Raw genomic sequence first — 18,193 nt, 5'->3', positions numbered from 1 at the left:
TACGGAGTGGACTCAGGCGTCCCTGCGCCGTACGTGCAGATGCCCCTCTCAGAGAAAGAGGGCAGCACCGCAGACAGGACTGTACCGAGGCCATGCCGGCTCTTGCGCGCCACACGGGCACGAAGGCGGGCTGTCCACCTGGTGCAGGAGTTCCAGGTGCTCCGGCACGTCGACCCCAGGACGTCGAAGGCCCAGCCGGCGAGAGCCTCCAAAGCGCGCGGCGGCACACCGCGCCCGCGCGCATACGCAACGGTCCAGTAGCCCACCTCGGCCGACGGTTTGCCGGAGGCCGCCTTTCTTGAGGACCGCATGGCCCACCAACTGCCGGTGGGTGAATCGGGTTGCGCTTCAGTCCCCCGCTGCCCAGCCTCGCTCCTGGCCCCGCACCCACCACACCGCATCGCATCGCCCTCGTTCCCTACGACCGAGCTGGTTCAGTCGCACAGTGCGGGATCCCGGCACACGTCGACGAGGGCAGCAACGTCTTCCATGCACCAGGGACGAAGAACGAGGGCGGGAGCGGATGACATCGCGCCCGCATACAGGATGACGATGTCGTTCACCTGCGGATCGTATGCGGCAGTGTTTCGAGCCCACGCCCACGATCCCCGGCCCACTACCGTTCCATCCGGACGCGCACGGCCTCGATGGACCAGTTGAACGCCGGCACCAGGGTCTCCGGAGCGGGCCAGCCGTTGATCACTGCGAGCAGCTGTAGGTACCGGTCCCAGCGTGGGTCGCTCACACTCTCCAGCCGGGCCAGCAGCAGGCGGCGCAGCTCGGCGTCGTCAGGGCGGCCGAGCGCGTGTGCACAGTGAGCCGCAAGCGCCACAACGATCGAATCGGCTTGGGGCGAAGCCGGGGCGATGCCCGCCGCCAGGGCGGGGCCGACCCGGTCACGGACGACTGCACCGAGGTTGCGGCGCGGGCCCGTGGTGTCGCCTTGTGCCTGCTCGGCCGCATGGTCCTCGGCCATCCGCCGCACGCCGGCGCGGAAATCCGGGTCTGCGGCCAGTTCGGCCCACTCCGCCCATGCCCGGATCTGCTCCGCCTCGGGGCTGTCGGGTATCTCGGGGGTCATCGAGCGCCTGACCCCCGCCCAAGCCGGGTGTGTGTCGAGACTGCCGAAGGCAGCATCGAGGAAGTCGCCGATCAGACGTACGCGTTCGTCCTCGGAGAGCTGGGCCAGCTTGTGCATGAGATCCGTCTCTTCAGCAGTGAGCCCCCGCTCAGCCACCGCTGTCAGCACGACATGCCGCTGACGCAGAACGCGGATCTGGACGGCCAGGGCTTCGGCGTGAGTTGCGGCGACCTCGGGAAGCGAGAGTTCCCGGTTCACGACCCTGCGGATCGTGGGCAGGTCCACCCCCAGGTCCCGCAGGGTCCGCACAAGGTCCAGGCGCGCGACAGCGTGGATGTCGTAGAGGCGGTAGCCAGCAGGGCTGCGGTCCGTCGGCGCCACGATCCCGCGATCGGAGTAGAACCGAATGGTCTTGACCGTCAGGCCGGTCCGCCGAGCCAGTTCGCCGATCGAGTAGAGCGTGTCGCCGTCCATGCCCCCACCTTGACGTCTCCCCCTACGGGAGACTCAAGCCCATCAACCTGCCGACGGTCGATCGCTCCACAAGCTTTGACCATGCTTCGAGGGAATCCGTGGGTAGCGTGGCCGGGTTCCGTCGTTGCCGGCTCCGGGCCACCCCAGGCCTGGGTGCGGCTCCTCCCGCCTCCGCGACAAACGTCCGACTTGGCGTACAACTCTTTATGAACCCCAGGTGTCTTCTCGATTGAGTGCCGCCCCGCACGGCACTCAGGGCAATCGGACCGGTCTGTGTTTCGGCGTCACGCCGATGAATTGATCTCGCGCCTCTGCCGACCACCCCCCACGCACCCCACTGCGGCCGAGCAGCACGCCGTAGGACATCTAGGGATCAAGGAGTTCCTCCTGTGCGTCACATCAGAAGCGCGGTCCTCGCGGCCGCAGCACTCCTCACGTTCGGTGGCGGCGCCGTGTTCGCGGCTCCCGCCGCACAGGCCGCGGTGCCCTTCCCGTCGATCGGCTGGCAGCAGCGCAACTGCGACTACGACGGCAACGGTTTCGACGACGTGCTGACCGGCGCACCGGGAGCCACCGTGAGCGGCGCCACGGGTGCCGGCTACGTCACCGTGCAGTACAGCTCGTCCAGCGGTCTCAGCACCACGAGGAAGAACGTGCTGCACCAGAACACCTCGGGTGTCCCGGGCGGTGCCGAGGCCGGCGACGGCTTCGGGCGTGCCGTGGCTTCCGGTGACCTGGACAACGACGGATACGACGACGCCATCGTCGGCATCCCCGGCGAGGACCTGGCGGGGCTGTCCGACGCGGGCGGCGCCACGATCTTCTGGGGGTCGCCGACCGGGCTGCACGGGTCCGACAGCACCTGGCTGGAGAACACCGACGCGCCGCGGGCCGGTGCGAACTTCGGCCGGGCGATCGAAGCGGCCCGCTACTCCGCTCCGGACCCGGCGGACCCGAACGCCGACCCGCGTGATTCCATCGCCGTACTGGAGGACGACGCCCTGCTGTTCTTCACCGCCCAGCCCGGCGGGGCGGGACAGCAGGTCAAGATGTCGCAGGGCAGCCTGCGGGCGCGGGACTTCGCGCCGGCGGACGGCGGCTTCGAGTTCCGCAGTCTCAGCCACGGCAACTACAACGAGGACTCCTTCGCCGATCTGGCCGTCTCTGGCGTCACCACCGGCGACCAGCCCGGCATCGGCACGGTGCACGTGCTGCACGGTGCCTCAGACATCAGTGAGCTCGGCGACGGCGGTACCTTCCCCGGCGGCCCGGCGATCGTCTCCGGTGACTGGGACGGCACTGGTCAGGACGACCTCGTCATCGGCGACACCGGCGCGGGCTCACCGCGGGGCGGCGGGATCAGCCTCTACGCGGGCCGCGGCGACCTGTCCGGCCTGGAACCGGAGCCGGTGCAGTACTGGACCCAGGACTCCAGCGGAATCCCGGGGGTCGCGGAGGCTGGCGACCAGTGGGGCGCGGAGCTGTCAGCCGGCGACACCGACGGCGACGGCCACCCGGACCTCGCCATCGGCGCACCCGGCGAAGACATCGGCAATGTCTCCAACGCAGGCGCGGTATGGGTGCTGCGCGGCGATCGGACCGGCCTCACCAACGTCGGCGCGAAGAGTTTCGACCAGCAGCTCGCCGACATCCCCGGCACGGCGGAGACCTCGGACCGCTGGGGCGGCCAGGTCCGGCTGATCGACGCAAACAAAGACGGCCGCTTCGGCCTGCTCGCGGCGGCACCGGGCGAGAACACCAACGACGGCTTCGTATGGGTCATCCCCGCGTCGCGGTCGGGACTGGTCGCCCGGGGCACGTGGAACTACGGCGGATCCCGGCTCGGGGCACCTGCCGTCAATGCGCAGTTCGGGGCGGCGATCGACGAGTAACGTGATCCCCTGGCGACGGGGGGCGCCCCAGCCAGGACGTTCCAGGACCGCGTTTGAGATCTGCGACGTGGGACGCTCGTGCAGTGACTCGACTTCGAGACGGTGACCGCTCTCTGGAGGAGCTCAAGCGGGACCGTTGGCCGACCCCACCAGCTGATGCAAGTCGCCATCCTTGACCCGGGAGACCACGAGTTTCCTGGCGCCCGTGAGCGTCCCATGCTCGGGCGGGTGTGATCGCACTGCCTGCAATGGCCGCCCCACGAGGCGGCGCGGCCCAGTCGTCCTCGGCGATCACGTGCACGGCCAGCAGCAGGCTGAGGGGGCGGTGACGATGTTGGAACCCTCCCAGCAGTTGCCGTGATCGTCCTTGCCGCCGGCGACGACGCCGGGCAGCGCCGCCGGCTCGTCGACGGCTATGGATCCCTGCTTCCCGCGGCCGCCACCACACGGAGTCTTGGGCTTGCGCGTACGCGATCGTCACCCGGCCCACGCTCAGGGTCCTGCCGCCGCCATTGCCGAACGACATGTTGATCGCGTCCGCGCCCCGGGCCACGGCGTAGCGCTCCGCCGCGGACCAGGCCTCGTCGTGCATGGTGTTTCTTCGGAGCTCCGCTCCGAATGGGTGGATCAGCGCAGTCCGGCGAAGAGATCGTTCTCGGGCAGGGCCGCGCCGGTGGCGTCCTGGACGCGTACGAAGGTCTCCATGCCCATCAACTCGCTGAACCTCTCCTGGCCCATCTTGAGGAAGAAGATGTTCTCGCCCTGGCTGGCGTGCGCGGCCAGCGCGTCGAACTTCTGACCGCTGAACGCGGTGGTGTCCACCCACGTGGTGATCTCATCGTCGGGGAGGCCGATCTCGGCCAGCGCGGCGGCCTCGGCAGGGTCCGGCTCCGGCATGTCCTCACCGAACTCGCGCATGATCTCACCGAAGCGCTGCATTCCCGAGCGGGGCATCGTGGTCCAGTACACCTTCGGGGTCAGCGCGGTCATCTCCAGCGCCGCCATTGTGATGCGGTGGGCCTGGATGTGGTCGGGGTGCCCGTAGAAGCCGTTCTCGTCGTAGGTGACGACCACATCAGGTCGGTAGTGCCGCATCAGTTCCGCGAGTCGGGCAGCGCCTTCCTCCACGGGGGTCCGCCAGAAGGATCCGGGGGCGTCGTTGCTCGGCCAGCCCATCATCCCGGAGTCGGCGTAGTCCAACATCTCCAGATCGCTGACCTTCAGGACGCCGCAGCTCGCCTCGAGTTCCTGACGGCGTATCAGGGCGACTGCCGCCGGATCGTGCCCGGTGGCGCCCGGCTTGACGCCCCCCGGCCCGTCACCGCAAGCGCCGTCGGTACACGTCACGAGAACCGTACGGATGCCTTCCGCCGCGTACCGCGCGAGGACCCCTCCGGTCCCGGTGGCCTCGTCGTCGGGGTGGGCGTGTACTGCCATGAGCGTCAAGGGCCGGTCGGTCATGAAACAGTCCTCCTGCAGAAATACGTCTTGGTCCGACTGTGCGGCGGGCGTGCCGCTCCTGGGGTCCGGATCCTGGTGGGGCGACGACCTCTGGTCGCCGAGTTCCCCGCCCGGGCGACGCCGGTCCCTCGGTCGATGCAACCGTGCCGGTAGGGCCGGCTGTTCCCGGTGGGGCCGCCTGGCCTTCCAGGTGCCGGCGTTTCAGTGCGAACGAGATAAGGGCGCGACGCGACCTGCATTGCCCTGGCGCACTGCGTCTGGCGTGTGGTGCCCAGCCGCACAGTCTCACGGGTGATCCGCCCTGCCATCGCTGCCACAGGACCTGGCACCGCACCCCGCGGCACGCGTGCGGGAACGGCGCGGTCCGGCCGCGCGGCTGGGCGCCGTACGCGGTCGGAGTCGGTGCCGGTCACGTCAGGCTGGACGGGACGATCCCGTAGCGGCGCATTTTCCGGTACATGGTGGCGCGGGAGATCCCGAGGTCCTGCGCGGTCCGCTGGACATTGGAGTTGCGGTCCATCAACCCGCGCAGAATGGCGTCGCGTTCAAGCGCCTCGATGGTGGTCAGGACCTTGTTCGACGACACGCGGCATTCCGGCGGCAGGTCGTCGGCGTGGATCACCGGGCCCGAGGCCCGCCGTGCCAGCCCCCGGATCACCGACTCCAGTTGCCGGACGTTCTCGGGCCAGGGGCAGCGCTGCAGCATGGTCAGTGCGTCCGTGGAGAACCTGCTGTCTCCGCTCGGCCGGTACTTGCGCAGGAAGAACCGCGCCAAGTGTTCGGTGTCCCCGTAGCGATGCCGCAGCGCCGGTACCTCCCCCGAGGCGCGGCAGACCCGGTCGAGCTCGTCGTCGGCGCTGACCATCGACGGCTGGCTGGTCATGACCAGCTGCGCGGTCGCGCCGCCGTCCCTCCGCGCCAGCACGTTCGTCAGCCGCTGCCGCAGGTCGTCGCCCAGCAGGTGCACATCACTCAGCAGGAGAACGTTGGACGGCACACCGAGCAGCTCACCGATGTCGTGCAGCCAGCGCTCGACGACGGCGGCTGCATCCGAGATCGGTGCTTCCCGCACCTCCAGCCGACGTCCGGTGCCATGGACCCGGTGCAGGGCCTCGACCAGTGTCCTCTTGCCGACGCCGGCCTCGCCCGTGAGATGCAGCCATGTCCCGGCGACGAACGCTGTTTCGCTGTCGGCGACCGCGCGCAGCCAGGGCGGGGACGAGCCCACCAGTCCCAGGCTGGAGCGGGCGGGCGGGGCGGCAACTGCGGGTGTGGGCTGGGCCCGTCCGATCAGCCGGACTCGGAAGACGGCGCCCGCGTCGCTGTCCTCACGTCGGCAGCGACTGACCCTGAGTTCGGCGACCCGTCCCGAGGGCAGGGCGATGCTGCGGGTCCCTTCCAGCCGGGGGTGTTCGGCGATCTCACGGGCGTGGTCGAGCAGCGCGTACTGATCGGGCCCGGTCACGGCGGCACTGAGCTGCTCGTTCATCATCACGACATCACGGTTGAGTGCCAGCACGGGTCCCGGGCGCGCCGAGGAGCACGCCTCCATGTAGTCGTGGAAGAGCGCGCGCTCGCGCCGTGAGGTGATCGCCGCGATCTCGGCCTCGATCTGGGCCGCGACCGAGCGGGCGAAGGCCATCAGCATGCCGTCGGAGCCCTGACGGATGGTGGTGAGGTTGAACGCTCCCAGCAAGGTGCTCCGGGTGGGATGCAGGATCGGCACTGCCGCGCAGTGGAACTCCCGCAGCTCTTCGACGTAGTGCTGCCTTCCGGCGATGACCACCGGGCGGCCGCTGGCGAGCGCGGTCCCGATGCCGTTCGTGCCGACGTAGCGCTCGGCGAAGACGTGGCCCGGGGCCAGACGCACGCGATTGAGGTGCGTCGTCAGACCCTCGTGGGACACCTTCCGTGACAGCACCACGCCGTTGCGGTCTGTGATGATCGTGGAGACCGGGTCGTCGGCGAGCTGCTCGTGCAGCCTGTTCAGGATGGGCAGCGCCGCCCTGGCCAGCGGGCTGTCCAGATTGGGGTTGTCCAGGTAGGGAGCGTCAAGGCTGCCGGACTTCACCTTGTACTCGATGGAGCGTTGCCACGAGGCGACCACCAGTGGCCGGGCGCTCGGATCGTTGGTGGCCTCCAGGTAGAGCTCTCTGGCTGCTTTCAGTGAGTTCCCGGGTTGGTGTCGGGGCATTTAACTCTCCCGTGCGGCGCGCGTCACATTCCTCGGTGCAGTGATTGGAGCAGCCCGGGGGCATCGCGCCTACGGCGTGTATCACATTGAGACATTCGCGGACGGATTCTGAGACATCGACCTGCGAACCACGGCCTGTGTAATCGGCGCACCCCCCAAACGCCGACTCGCAGGGAGCCGCCTTGAAAGCCGTGCAGGTCATCGAATACGACGAGCCGCCCGTGCTCGTGGATGTGCCGGATCCGCAGATCACCGGCCCGCTGGATGTGATCGTGAAGATCGGGGGCGCCGGGGTCTGCCGGACCGATCTGCACATCCTCGAAGGACAGTGGAAGGAGAAGAGCGGGGTCGCCCTTCCGTACACGATCGGTCACGAGAACGCCGGCTGGGTCGCGGAGGTCGGGGAGGCCGTCACCAACGTCGACGTGGGTGACCCGGTCATCCTGCACCCGCTGGTGACCTGCGGACTGTGCCGCGCCTGCCGGGCCGGAGACGACGTGCACTGTATGAACTCGGCCTTCCCCGGCATCGACGTTGCAGGTGGCTACGCCGAGTACCTCAGGACCAGCGCCCGCTCGGTCGTGCCTCTCGCTCCGTCCCTGGAGCCGGCCTCTGTGGCGGCCCTGGCCGACGCCGGGCTCACCGCTTACCACGCCGCCGCCAAGGCTGCCCGGGCACTGTGGCCCGGTGACAAGGCCGTCGTCATCGGCGCCGGCGGACTCGGGCACATCGGAATCCAGGTGCTGCGGGCCCTGTCGCCGGTCGAGATGATCGTCATCGACCGCAGCCGGGAGGCTCTCGCGCTGGCCAAGGAACTCGGCGCCGACCACACGCTCCTCGCGGACGGCAGCGAGGCCGAGCGCGTACGGGACCTCACGGCGGGGCACGGGGCGGAGGCCGTTCTGGACTTCGTCGGTGAGGGCGGCGCCGTCGAGACGGGTGTGGCCTGCCTGCGCCGCAACGGCAACTACTACGTCATCGGCTACGGCGGGCACCTCCACGTGCCGACGATCGACGTCATCTCCACGGAGATCAACTTCATCGGCAATCTCGTGGGGTCCTACAACGACCTGTCCGAGCTGATGGTCCTGGCGGCCCACGGCAAGGTCACCCTCCACACCCAGCGCTACCCCCTCGCCTCCTTCCGGCAGGCCCTCGACGACCTGCACGCCGGCGCCGTCCGCGGCCGAGCGATCTTGATCCCCTGACACCGCAGGAGAAGCCCCATGCGCAGCAGACCGTACAAGGGCCTGGTCGCCGTAGCGGCCGCAGCGGCCCTGACCGCCACCGCGTGTACCGCCCAGGACGAGGCACAGCAAAAGCCCAAGGAGAAGACCGCGCTCTTCAAGTCCGGCTCGGACATCAGCTACCAGAAGTACGGCAAGAACTACCCGACGACGAAGGTCAAGGACGTCCCCGGCTCCTGCAGCTACGAGTCGATCAGCCGCAAGGACTACTCGGGGCAGACGCTGAAGATCATCAGCCATGCCGTCCCGGTCATCGGTGAGCCGACGCAACTGCATGCCAAGCAGTTCGAGGAGATCACCGGCGGGAAGGTCGAGGTGGTCAACGTCCCCTTCGGCGAGCTGCACCAGAAGATCCTCACGCCCCTCCAGGCGGGCCAGCCGGCATACGACGTCATGTTCTACCCGTCCCTGTGGATCGGCGACATGGCCCCGTACCTGGCACCGGTGCCGGAGAAGTACCTGAACACCACCGGCATGCAGGACGTCACCGCGGCCTACATGGACGTGGCGACCTGGGACGGCAAGGTCGTGCAGTACCCGGTGGACGGCGACCGGCACTACCTCAAGATCCGCGCCGATGTGCTGAAGGACCCCAAGTGGCAGGCACAGTACAAGAGGGCGACGGGCAAGGACCTGAAGGTCCCCACCACATGGACCGAATACCAGGACATAGCCGAGGCCTTCAGTGGCAAGGACTTCGACGGCGACGGCAAGAAGAACTACGGCAGCGCCGAGGTCACCAAGCGCGATGACCTGACGTTCTCCGCGTTCATCAGCCGGGCGGCACCCTACGTGAAGAATCCGGACGTCAAGGGTGGTGTCTTCTTCGACGAAGAGACCATGAAGCCACTGATCAACACGCCCGGCTTCGTCCGCGCCCTGCAAGACATGGTCAAGGCCAAGTCCACCTGGGCACCCGGCGGCGCCAACTTCGGCCTGGGAGACGAGATCTTCTCCTTCGGCGGCGGCCAGACCCTGATGTCCTACTCCTGGGACGACGCCTTCATCCAGGCCCAGCAGCCGGACAGCAAAATCCGCAACACGGTTCAGGCGGCGCCGCTACCGGGCTCCACCGAGGTCTACAACCGCACCACGAAGGCGTGGGACAAGAAGGCGAACCAGGCGGCCTACTTCACCTGGGGATGGACCTCCGCGGTGGCCAAGGCCTCCAGCCACCAGGAGATGGCCTTCGACTACCTGTGCTTCTTCAGCAACGAAGCCAACACCGCTCTCGACCTGACCATCGGACGTTTCGGCGTCAACCCCTACCGCATCTCCCACTTCGCACCCGAGTTCTGGGAGAAGCAGGGCTGGGACAAGGACGTGGCCAAGGCGTACGTGGACACCCTCTCCGGCATGGAGGAGAACCCCAACCGGGTCTTCGACCTGCGCGTCCCCGGCGTCAACCAGTACATGTCCGCGCTGGCCAACGGAGTCGCCGCGGCGCTGGCCGGCCAGGAGTCCCCGCAGCGGGCGCTGGACGGCGTGGCCGCGGAATGGGCCAAGATCACCGACCAGATCGGCAAGGACAAGGTCCAGAGCGCCTATCGCAACGTGGTCGCGCTCGAGGACGAGTCCTGATCCGACCGCAGGGCACCCCGGATGGCCGGACCGCACCGTCAGGCCATCCGGGGGCTCCCGCTTCCTTCCGCAAGGAGACCCATGGACGGCCTGCGCCGGCACAAGAGCATGTTCCTGCTGCCGGGACTGCTCACGCTCTTCCTGATCATCATCTTCCCCCTTCTGTTCACCATCCGCGTCAGCTTCTCCGGCTGGAACGTCAGCAACCCTCAGATGGACTTCATCGGAGGCGCCAACTACACCGCGATGCTGGACGACAGCCGCTTCTGGACCTCCATCACCCGGCTGATCCTGCTCGCGGGCGGCACCGTCCTGATCCAGTACCTCATCGGCTTCGGCGTGGCCCTGCTGGTCTGGCGCGAGGCACGCGGCCGCAGATTCTGGCGGGTGCTCTTCCTCGTCCCCATGATGACCACGCCGGTGGTGATGGCCGCCATCTGGCAGACGATCTTCCATGAGTCGCTGGGGCCGGTGAACGACCTCCTGGGGATGCTGGGCCTGCCGAAGGTTCCCTGGCTCACCGAGTCGGGGCCGGCCCTGTTCGCGCTGATGACCGTCGAGGTCTGGCAGTGGACACCCTTCATGTTCCTGTTGCTGCTGGCCGGCCTGCTCAGCCTTCCCAAGGAACCGTTCATGGCCGCCGCGATCGACGGCGCCGGCACCTGGCGCACCTTCTGGAAGGTGACCTTCCCGCTGATGGCACCGGTCTCGGTGGCGGCGGTCATCATCCGGCTGATCGAGGCGTCCAAGCTCTCCGACAGCGTCTATGTCCTGACGTCCGGCGGACCGGGGTCCTCCACCGAGACCCCGGGTTACTACCTCTACATCCAGGGCCTCCGCGATCAGCAGACCGGCTACAGCGGGGCGATGTCCCTGACCTATCTCGTCCTGATGATCGTCACGCTCACGGTCGTCGCCGCCCTCCTCACCAGGGCCCTCAAGTTGAAGGGAGACTCATGAAGTCGCGCCTTTATCCCGTGTTCAAGTACACCGTGATCGCCCTGTGGGCCTGCTTCGTCGCGGGACCGTTCTTCTGGGCCATGACGACCAGCTTCAAGAACGCAAACGCCGTCCAGGGCGGTCCCACCTACGTCCCCTGGGCCCAGTACGAGCCCACCCTCACCGGCTGGCGCAACATCTTCGGCGGAGCCGGCGGCGTCGACGTGATCGATCCCTTCATCAACAGTGCCATCGTCACCATCGCCGCGTCCGCCATCAGCCTGGCCCTCGGATCACTCGCCGCCTACGCGCTCTCCCGGTACCGGTTCAGGCTTGGCTTCATCAAGAACAGCGACATCGTCTTCTTCTTCGTCTCCCAACGGATCATGCCGCCCGTCGTCCTGGTGATCCCCTTCTTCTACCTCCTGCAGTGGGGCGGCCTCCTGGACACCATCCCGGGCCTGGTCATCGTGACGGTCGCGCTCCTTCTGCCCATCGCGGTCTGGGTGATGGTGGACTTCTTCAACGGCATCCCCCGCGAGATCGACGAGATGGCGATGCTGGACGGCTGCCCCCCGTTCCAGACCTTCGTACGGGCCATCCTGCCGAACTCCCTGCCTGGGCTGACCGTCGCGGCGATGTTCTGCGCCGTGTTCGGCTGGAATGACTTCTTCTTCGCCTTCCGGCTGACCTTCACCGAGGTCCAGACCCTGCCTCAGGCGGTCGTCGCTCTCAACTCCTCCATTCCACCGTGGTGGACGCTGTCCGCCGCCGCGCTCTTCGGCGTGGCGCCGCTGATCCTGCTCGCCCTCTGGGTCGAGCGCCTCCTGTCCAAGGGGAACCTCTCGGGAGCGGTCCGATGAACCTCAGCACCACCGATCTGTGCCTGACCGTCGACGGCGTCGACCATCTCAAGAACGTGACCGCCACCTTCCGGCCGGGACGGCTCCACACCATCATCGGCCGGACGATGGCAGGGAAGACGACGCTGCTGCGAGCCCTGGCCGGCCTGCAAAAGGTGGACTCCGGCGCGCTGACCCGGGCGGGAGCCGACTTCTTGAATACGCCGGTCTGGCGGCGCGACACCGCCATGGTCTACCAGCAGTTCATCAACTACCCGCACCTCAACGTGTACGACAACGTGGCCTTCCCACTGAAGCGGGCCGGGCTGTCACGGGACGAGGTCAAGCAACGGGTCCGGCAGAGCCTGACGAGCGTGGGGCTGGCGGACTTCGAGAAGCGCAAGCCCTCCCAGCTCTCCGGCGGCCAGCAGCAGCGCGTCGCGATGGCTCGCGCGCTGGCCCGTGGCACCGGCATCCTCCTGCTCGACGAGCCGCTGGCGAACCTGGACTACAAGTTGCGTGAACAACTGCGCGACGAGTTCAAGGCCCTCTTCTCGGACCGGGGCGACGCGATCGTCATTTACACGACCACCGAACCCGCCGAGGCGATGATGCTCGGGGACGTGGTCCTTGTCATGCACGAGGGCCGAATCCTCCAGACCGGCACCCCGCAGGAGGTGTTCGAACGCCCGGCGACCACCACGGTGGCGTCCATCATCAACGACCCGCCCATGAACGTCTTCGCGGGCCGACTCGACGGCGGCCAGGTCACGGTGGCCGGCTTCCAAGCCACGCACGTCTCCGCGCACCTGGCCGACCTGCCCGACGGCGCCTACCAGTTCGGCCTGCGCGCCACTGACGTCAGCCTGGCTTCCAGCGGTGTCGAAGGCGAGGTCACCTTCGTCGAGATCTCCGGATCCGAGACCTTCGTCCACGTGGTCGTCGGCGAGACCCCCTTCGTCGTACAGATCGAGGGCATCCACGACGTCGCCCTCGGCGACCTGGTCAGGCTCCGGCTCCGTCCCGACCGGCTGTTCGCCTTCGACGAGCGGGGGGCGCTCGTGCAAACACCCTCGTACGATCTCGCTTCAGTGGAAGGCCGTTGATATGGCGCAGTTGGACATCGTCGACGTCGGGCACGCGTACGCGCCGGGGGCAGAGGAGGATCGGTGGGCTCTCAAGCCGCTGAAGCTGACCTTCGAGTCCGGCAAGACCTATGCCCTGGTCGGGCCCTCGGGCTGCGGCAAGACAACCCTGCTGAACATCCTGTCCGGCCTGGTCAGACCGTCCCGGGGGCGGGTGCTGTTCGACGGTGTCGACGTCACCGCTCTGCCCACCAAGGCGCGCAACATCGCCCAGGTCTTCCAGTTCCCCGTCATCTACAAGTCGATGACGGTCTACGACAACCTCGCCTTCCCGCTGCAGTGCCGGCGCTGGGACAAGGCGAGGACCGACGCCAAGGTCCGCCAGGTCGCCGAGGCCCTGGACCTGCACGACCGGTTGAAGCAACCCGCTCGCGGGCTCACCGCCGACGACAAGCAGCTGATCTCACTCGGCCGCGGCCTGGTCCGTGACGACGTGGCGGCCGTCCTGATGGACGAGCCGCTCACCGTGATCGACCCACAGCTGAAGCACTCGCTGCGGCGCAAGATCCGAGAGATCACCGAGCAGTTCCGGCCCACGGTGATCTATGTGACGCACGACCAGTACGAGGCGATGAGCTTCGCGCAGGAACTGCTCGTCATGAAGGACGGCCGCGCCGTCCAGCAAGGCACCCCTGAGCAGCTGTTCGAGGCGCCCTCTTCCACATACGTCGGCTACTTCATCGGCTCACCGGCGATGAACTTCCTGACCGTGAACCGCAACGACGGCCCCTTCGCGCTGGGCGGCATACCCCTGTCCGTAGCCTGGGACGTCCCCGGCAAGGCGACCGAGGTCCAAGTCGGCGTCCGGCCCGAATACGTCAAGGTCGTCACGGAACCCGGCGCCAACACCTTCCCCGGCCGGCTGCGCCGTATCAGCGACCACGGCGCGCAACGCGTGCTGGAAGTCGAGGTCGGCGGGCAACTCGTCAGGGCCAAGACACCGCGCGAGGAAGGAACTCCGCCGGGCGAGGAGGTCCTCGTACACCTGCCCCGCGCCAAGGTCCTTCCCTACGCCGACGGTCAGCTGGTCCTCCGGTCGTAACGACCACTCGGGTGGCCATCCACGATGTCGCCCTCCGAACTCGTACGATCATGTCGCAGTACGTCCTGGCAACACGGCCGGAACGCACGCCACGCCCCACCCGCCCATGGATGAGCCCGCACCGCCCCCGCCGTACGCGACACGACCGCTTCCCCCCTCCGCCCCGCCACGCGGCGAAGGCGCTGCAACCGACATCAGCGAAGGAATCCCATGATCTTCATCACCGCCAAGTTTCGTGTCCGCCCCGAGCACGCCGAGCGCTGGCCCGAGATCAGCGCCGAGTTCACCCGGGCGACGCGCGCCGAGCCCGGATGCCTGTGGTTCGACTGGTCGCGCAGCGTGGAGGAGCCCACGGAGTACGTCTTGGTCGAGGCCTTCCGCGACGAAGAGGCCGGGGCCGCGCATGTGCAGTCCGCGCACTTCAAGGCCGCGCAGCAGACGCTGCCGCCTCATCTGCTCAGCACGCCGCGCATCGTGAACATGACCGTTCCGCAGGACGACTGGTCCCTCCTTGGAGAAATGGCGGTCCCCGGACAGGAGTAGTTCCCTGTCCGGACGCATCCCTCACCGGGCATCAGCGAGCGGTGCGCTCACAGCCACAGCAGGACCACCGAGCGCGGCCTCGATGCCGAACGGCAGCGCGACGCCGAACGTTGCCGTCGGAACCGCACATGTCCACGGCCGGATCGGGGTAATCGCCACCCTCATCGTCGAGCTCACTGGCGTCGACGAACTGACCAGCCCGTACCAACCGCGGAGCCGACAGGGCCCCATACGTCGGACTGGTCGTCCACGCACCGGCGTATCGGGGCGAGTGGCTCGTCGTTGCCGGTGAAGTCGCGGAGCACGGTGCGGAGCGGGCTCCGAGATCTTCAGGGTCCACGTGGTTGTCGAGCTCAATGGATGAGGTCATTGAATGACGCGCCAGGCCGGCGGACCGCCAGCAGCGCGGCGCCGATGTCCGCCGCCGCTCGCGGATCGGACAGGGAGCGGCCCGTCAGCTCCTCGACGCGGCGCAGCCGGTAGCGGACGGTGTTGGGGTGGACGAAGAGGCTCCGCGCTGCGTCCGTGGCGGAGCCTGCGGCGGCGTACCAGTGCTCCAGGGTGTCCAGGAGACGGGCACGCTCCGCAGCCGGGAGATCGAGCAGTGGCCGGAGGACCACCTCCACGAGGTGCGCCGCCTCGGCCGGGGCGGCGGCGACGACCATGGCCAGCGGGTTGTCGTCGAACCGTGCGACACCGGGGCCTGCGCCCTGGAGGCCGGCCAGGGCCAGACGGGCGAAGCGTAGAGCCTGGGGGGTGTCTCGCAGCGAGTCGAAGCACGGGCTGACACCTACGCGGGCGCCCGCCCGGCGCAGGATGTTCAGACAGGCGCGCTCCGCTGTCGCCGTGGGCAGGGCGGCCAGACCGATCTGCTGGTCGGGCAGCAGCCGCCAGGCGAAGGGGATCTGGGCCCGGCGCAGTGCCGCTTCCGTTCCCGCCAGCGGCTCCTCGCCGGGGGCGTCGGCCGCCGCGGCGGCGACCAGGTAGGGTCCGCGGTCGGGCAGGCCCAGCTCGCGGGCGGTCTCCCACAGCGTGCGGTCGGCGATGACGCCGGCGAACAGCGCCTCCACCATTGCCGAGCGGCGTGCCTGACGCCGTGAGGTCAGCTCGGCGGTCGTCTCCCGGTAGGCCGCCGCCACCGCCTCCGCGTAGCGGCCGAACAGGGCCCAGATCTCCGCGGACTGGGACACCAGTTGGGCGTCGGTGACCTCGGGACGGTTGCGTGCCTCGGCGAGGATGTCCGTCCACAGGAGCTCGAAGCCGATCCGGTACGCGTGCAGGGTGTCCGCCAGCGGCACACCCTGCTCGGCGCGCAGTCGTCCGGTCTCCCGGGCCGGGCTCGGGTCCCGCGCACCCGCACGGCCGAGCTGGTCCAGGAGCAGGTCCGCGTTGGCGGTGCACGAGCGGCGCAGCGACTCGAACGGGATCAGCGACTCGTCCTTGTAGGCGTCGACGTCCGAGCGGATGCGCTGCGCCATCCGCTCGCCCAGTTCCGGCAGCCTCGCCTGAAGTGCCGAGACCACACCTGAGAGGTTCATTCACGCAGCGTAACGCCCCTGTTTTGTCCCCAGGAACAATCCAGGAGGCCGGACGCTGTCCTGGCCCATATAGGCCGTCGCCACGGACATCTGCACGATGTCGTCAGCGTGAACAGCGGATTTCGACGGTGACATTCGTGGAGGCGGTCATGGCCAATCTGGCTCAGTTCCTGGTGGAGACGGCACGGCGGCAGCCTGAACGCCCCGCGCTGCGGCTGGGAGGCCAGGTCACCAGCTACGCGGAACTCGACGAGGGCAGCGCCCGCGCTGCCGCGCTGCTGCGGGCAGAGGGCGTACGACCGGGAGACCGGGTCGCCTTGATGCTGCCCAACGTTCCCGAGTTCGTCGTCCTGTACTACGGCGTGCTGCGCGCCGGAGGGGTCGTCGTACCGATGAATCCGCTGCTGAAGACCCGGGAGACCGAGTACCACCTGCGCGACTCGGGCGCGGGGATGCTCTTCGAGTGGCACCAGGCGCCGGGCGAGGGCGCGCAGGGCGCGGCCGCCGCCGGAGTGCGGCACATGGCTGTCGAGCCCGTCGCCTTCGCGGGCCTGCTGGCGGGTCACGAGCCGCTGTCGGAGGTGAGCGACCCGGACGGTGAGGACGTGGCCGTACTGCTGTACACCTCTGGTACCACCGGCCGGCCCAAGGGCGCCACCCTCACCCACACCGGGCTCCGGCACAACACGGAGGTCAACACGGTGCATGTGCAGCAGATGACGGCGGACGACGTGGTCGTGGGCTGTCTGCCGCTGTTCCACATCTTCGGCCAGATCTGCACGATGAGCGTGACCGTCCGCGCCGGCGCCTCGCTCACCCTGATACCCCGCTTCGACCCGCAGACCGTGCTGGACGCCGTCGCCCGCGACCGGGCGACGATCTTCGAGGGCGTACCGACCATGTACGCGGCGCTGCTCCAGCACCCGTCCGAGGCCGATGTGTCCACGCTGCGGATGTGCGTGTCCGGCGGAGCCTCGCTGCCGGTGGAGGTCCTGCACGGCTTCGAGAGTCGCTTCGGCTGCGTGGTGCTGGAGGGCTTCGGCATGTCCGAGACGAGTCCGGTGGTCACCTTCAATCACCCCGACCGGCCGCGCAAGGCCGGCTCCATCGGCACCCCGATCAAGGACGTGGAAGTGCGGCTTCTCGACGACAAGGGCCGGGAGGTGGCTCCCGGCGAGATCGGTGAACTGACCGTTCGCGGGCCGAACGTGATGAAGGGGTACTGGAACCGTCCGGAGGAGACGGCGGCCACCATCCCGGACGGCTGGCTGCGCAGCGGCGACCTCGCACGCCAGGACGAGGACGGCTACCTGTACATCGTCGACCGCAAGAAGGACATGATCATCCGCGGCGGCTACAACGTCTACCCGCGCGAGATCGAGGAGGTGCTGCACGAGCACCCGGCCGTCGCACTGGCCGCGGTGGTGGGCGTGGCCGACGCACATCTGGGCGAGGAGATCGCGGCCGCGGTGGTGCTTCGCCCGGGCGCCGCGGCCACGCCCGACGAGCTCCGACTGTTCGTCAAGGAGCGGGTGGCGGCGTACAAGTACCCGCGCGAGGTGTGGCTCGTGGACACCCTGCCGACCGGCCCCAGCGGCAAGATCCTCAAGAGGGAGATCAGCGCGCCGGCGGGGTGAGGTCGACGTGGTCGTCACAGCCGGGGACCGACGAGTGGCGACGCCGACGCGTTCCCTGCCTCTCGACGCTGCCCCGGCCGACGACGGACGGTGACACCAGGCACCTGGACAGAGCGGTTCCGCCTGTTCGGGTGCCTTCGCCTTTCCCTGGATCGTGAGACTTTGCGGCGAGTTAGTGGGGGATCCCACAGACTGGCCGCCCCGCAGCGTGGGGCTGGCGGACTTTCGGAGACGGCGGGCAGCAACTGGCACAGGGAGGCCCGGCGGACACGGCGGAGGCGGACAACGCGCACGGCTTCCTGGCGGGCGTCTACGTAGGCTGGGCTCCCCTGTTCGCCTGGGTGGCGGCAATCCGATGGCAGGGAGTGCTCGTCTACTTCCTGGCCGTCCCGATCTTCCTCGGTGGTATCGGGCGGCTGGTCTCCCTCGCCCGGGACGGCTTGCCCAGCCCGGCGGGCGTATTCCTCGCCTCCACCCTGCTGGAGTTCGCCCTCCCGGTCGTCATCGTGTGGGGCCACTCCGCCGCGCTCAGGGCCAGATCCAGACGAGGGGCGGCAGCCGCCTGAGAGCGATCCCG

15 protein-coding genes are annotated in these 18,193 nt (G+C 68.5%); 10 read left to right on the top strand and 5 right to left on the bottom strand.

Annotated features, from left to right (window positions below):
• Window positions 1-434 precede the first annotated feature (434 nt).
• Window positions 435-563 carry a hypothetical protein gene (locus PGH47_RS43175; protein WP_333938200.1) on the bottom strand — a complete coding sequence of 43 codons (129 nt, stop codon included), beginning with the start codon at window positions 561-563 and terminating at the stop codon, window positions 435-437.
• A gap of 53 nt (window positions 564-616) precedes the next feature.
• Window positions 617-1,555 (bottom strand): MerR family transcriptional regulator, encoded by a 939-nt coding sequence (locus tag PGH47_RS42245; protein ID WP_271667925.1) that lies wholly within the window; start codon window positions 1,553-1,555, stop codon window positions 617-619.
• A 389-nt stretch (window positions 1,556-1,944) separates the two neighbouring features.
• On the opposite strand from PGH47_RS42245, the gene PGH47_RS42240 reads away from it, so the two are divergent.
• Window positions 1,945-3,447, top strand: coding sequence for an FG-GAP repeat protein (locus tag PGH47_RS42240; protein WP_271667924.1), 1,503 nt, complete (start codon window positions 1,945-1,947; stop codon window positions 3,445-3,447).
• A gap of 627 nt (window positions 3,448-4,074) precedes the next feature.
• Here the strand turns inward: PGH47_RS42240 and PGH47_RS42235 are convergent.
• Both PGH47_RS42235 and PGH47_RS42230 read right to left on the bottom strand, forming a co-directional pair.
• Window positions 4,075-4,908, bottom strand: coding sequence for a PIG-L family deacetylase (locus PGH47_RS42235; protein ID WP_271667923.1), 834 nt, complete (start codon window positions 4,906-4,908; stop codon window positions 4,075-4,077).
• A gap of 409 nt (window positions 4,909-5,317) precedes the next feature.
• Complete coding sequence (locus PGH47_RS42230; RefSeq protein WP_271667922.1) at window positions 5,318-7,102, bottom strand: sigma-54-dependent Fis family transcriptional regulator; 1,785 nt, start codon at window positions 7,100-7,102, stop codon at window positions 5,318-5,320.
• A gap of 191 nt (window positions 7,103-7,293) precedes the next feature.
• Between PGH47_RS42230 and PGH47_RS42225 the strand changes: the two genes are divergently transcribed.
• The 7 genes from PGH47_RS42225 (at window position 7,294) to PGH47_RS42195 (ending at window position 14,441) form a co-directional block, all read left to right on the top strand.
• On the top strand, window positions 7,294-8,310 hold the full coding sequence (locus PGH47_RS42225; protein WP_271668294.1) for an NAD(P)-dependent alcohol dehydrogenase: 1,017 nt from the start codon (window positions 7,294-7,296) through the stop codon (window positions 8,308-8,310).
• Between the two features lie 18 nt (window positions 8,311-8,328).
• Window positions 8,329-9,930 (top strand): extracellular solute-binding protein, encoded by a 1,602-nt coding sequence (locus PGH47_RS42220; protein ID WP_271667921.1) that lies wholly within the window; start codon window positions 8,329-8,331, stop codon window positions 9,928-9,930.
• An 81-nt stretch (window positions 9,931-10,011) separates the two neighbouring features.
• Entirely contained in the window at window positions 10,012-10,890 is an 879-nt protein-coding gene (locus PGH47_RS42215) for a carbohydrate ABC transporter permease (RefSeq protein WP_271667920.1), read from the top strand.
• Window positions 10,887-11,732 carry a carbohydrate ABC transporter permease gene (locus PGH47_RS42210; RefSeq protein ID WP_271667919.1) on the top strand — a complete coding sequence of 282 codons (846 nt, stop codon included), beginning with the start codon at window positions 10,887-10,889 and terminating at the stop codon, window positions 11,730-11,732. The genes PGH47_RS42215 and PGH47_RS42210 overlap by 4 nt, the downstream gene beginning before the upstream one ends.
• A complete protein-coding gene (locus tag PGH47_RS42205) occupies window positions 11,729-12,817 on the top strand; it encodes an ABC transporter ATP-binding protein (RefSeq protein WP_271667918.1) in 1,089 nt (362 codons plus the stop codon). The genes PGH47_RS42210 and PGH47_RS42205 overlap by 4 nt, the downstream gene beginning before the upstream one ends.
• A 1-nt stretch (window position 12,818) precedes the next feature.
• On the top strand, window positions 12,819-13,898 hold the full coding sequence (locus tag PGH47_RS42200) for an ABC transporter ATP-binding protein (RefSeq protein ID WP_271667917.1): 1,080 nt from the start codon (window positions 12,819-12,821) through the stop codon (window positions 13,896-13,898).
• A gap of 210 nt (window positions 13,899-14,108) precedes the next feature.
• Window positions 14,109-14,441, top strand: a complete 333-nt coding sequence (locus PGH47_RS42195) for a putative quinol monooxygenase (protein ID WP_271667916.1) — start codon at window positions 14,109-14,111, stop codon at window positions 14,439-14,441.
• 353 nt (window positions 14,442-14,794) lie between these two features.
• Here PGH47_RS42195 and PGH47_RS42190 read toward each other — a convergent pair whose 3' ends face one another.
• Complete coding sequence (locus tag PGH47_RS42190; protein WP_443048604.1) at window positions 14,795-15,979, bottom strand: PucR family transcriptional regulator; 1,185 nt, start codon at window positions 15,977-15,979, stop codon at window positions 14,795-14,797.
• 149 nt (window positions 15,980-16,128) lie between these two features.
• On the opposite strand from PGH47_RS42190, the gene PGH47_RS42185 reads away from it, so the two are divergent.
• Entirely contained in the window at window positions 16,129-17,616 is a 1,488-nt protein-coding gene (locus PGH47_RS42185; protein ID WP_271667915.1) for a long-chain-fatty-acid--CoA ligase, read from the top strand.
• A gap of 182 nt (window positions 17,617-17,798) precedes the next feature.
• Window positions 17,799-18,182 carry a DUF4345 family protein gene (locus tag PGH47_RS42180; RefSeq protein WP_333938226.1) on the top strand — a complete coding sequence of 128 codons (384 nt, stop codon included), beginning with the start codon at window positions 17,799-17,801 and terminating at the stop codon, window positions 18,180-18,182.
• Window positions 18,183-18,193: the final 11 nt, after the last annotated feature.

Origin of the sequence: Streptomyces sp. HUAS 31, from assembly GCF_028198125.1 — a bacterium.
In the GTDB taxonomy this organism is placed as follows: Bacteria; Actinomycetota; Actinomycetes; order Streptomycetales; family Streptomycetaceae; genus Streptomyces; species Streptomyces chartreusis.
This window is presented reverse-complemented; position numbering and strand designations above follow the sequence as displayed.

Bases quoted from the DNA above. Each gene is read 5' to 3' on its own strand.
- PGH47_RS42245 (WP_271667925.1), bottom strand. From the start codon at position 1,555: ATGGACGGCGACACGCTCTACTCGATCGGCGAACTGGCTCGGCGGACC.
- PGH47_RS42235 (WP_271667923.1), bottom strand. From the start codon at position 4,908: ATGACCGACCGGCCCTTGACGCTCATGGCAGTACACGCCCACCCCGAC.
- PGH47_RS42230 (WP_271667922.1), bottom strand. From the start codon at position 7,102: ATGCCCCGACACCAACCCGGGAACTCACTGAAAGCAGCCAGAGAGCTC.
- PGH47_RS42220 (WP_271667921.1), top strand. From the start codon at position 8,329: ATGCGCAGCAGACCGTACAAGGGCCTGGTCGCCGTAGCGGCCGCAGCG.
- PGH47_RS42215 (WP_271667920.1), top strand. From the start codon at position 10,012: ATGGACGGCCTGCGCCGGCACAAGAGCATGTTCCTGCTGCCGGGACTG.
- PGH47_RS42210 (WP_271667919.1), top strand. From the start codon at position 10,887: ATGAAGTCGCGCCTTTATCCCGTGTTCAAGTACACCGTGATCGCCCTG.
- PGH47_RS42205 (WP_271667918.1), top strand. From the start codon at position 11,729: ATGAACCTCAGCACCACCGATCTGTGCCTGACCGTCGACGGCGTCGAC.
- PGH47_RS42200 (WP_271667917.1), top strand. From the start codon at position 12,819: ATGGCGCAGTTGGACATCGTCGACGTCGGGCACGCGTACGCGCCGGGG.
- PGH47_RS42195 (WP_271667916.1), top strand. From the start codon at position 14,109: ATGATCTTCATCACCGCCAAGTTTCGTGTCCGCCCCGAGCACGCCGAG.
- PGH47_RS42190 (WP_443048604.1), bottom strand. From the start codon at position 15,979: ATGAACCTCTCAGGTGTGGTCTCGGCACTTCAGGCGAGGCTGCCGGAA.
- PGH47_RS42185 (WP_271667915.1), top strand. From the start codon at position 16,129: ATGGCCAATCTGGCTCAGTTCCTGGTGGAGACGGCACGGCGGCAGCCT.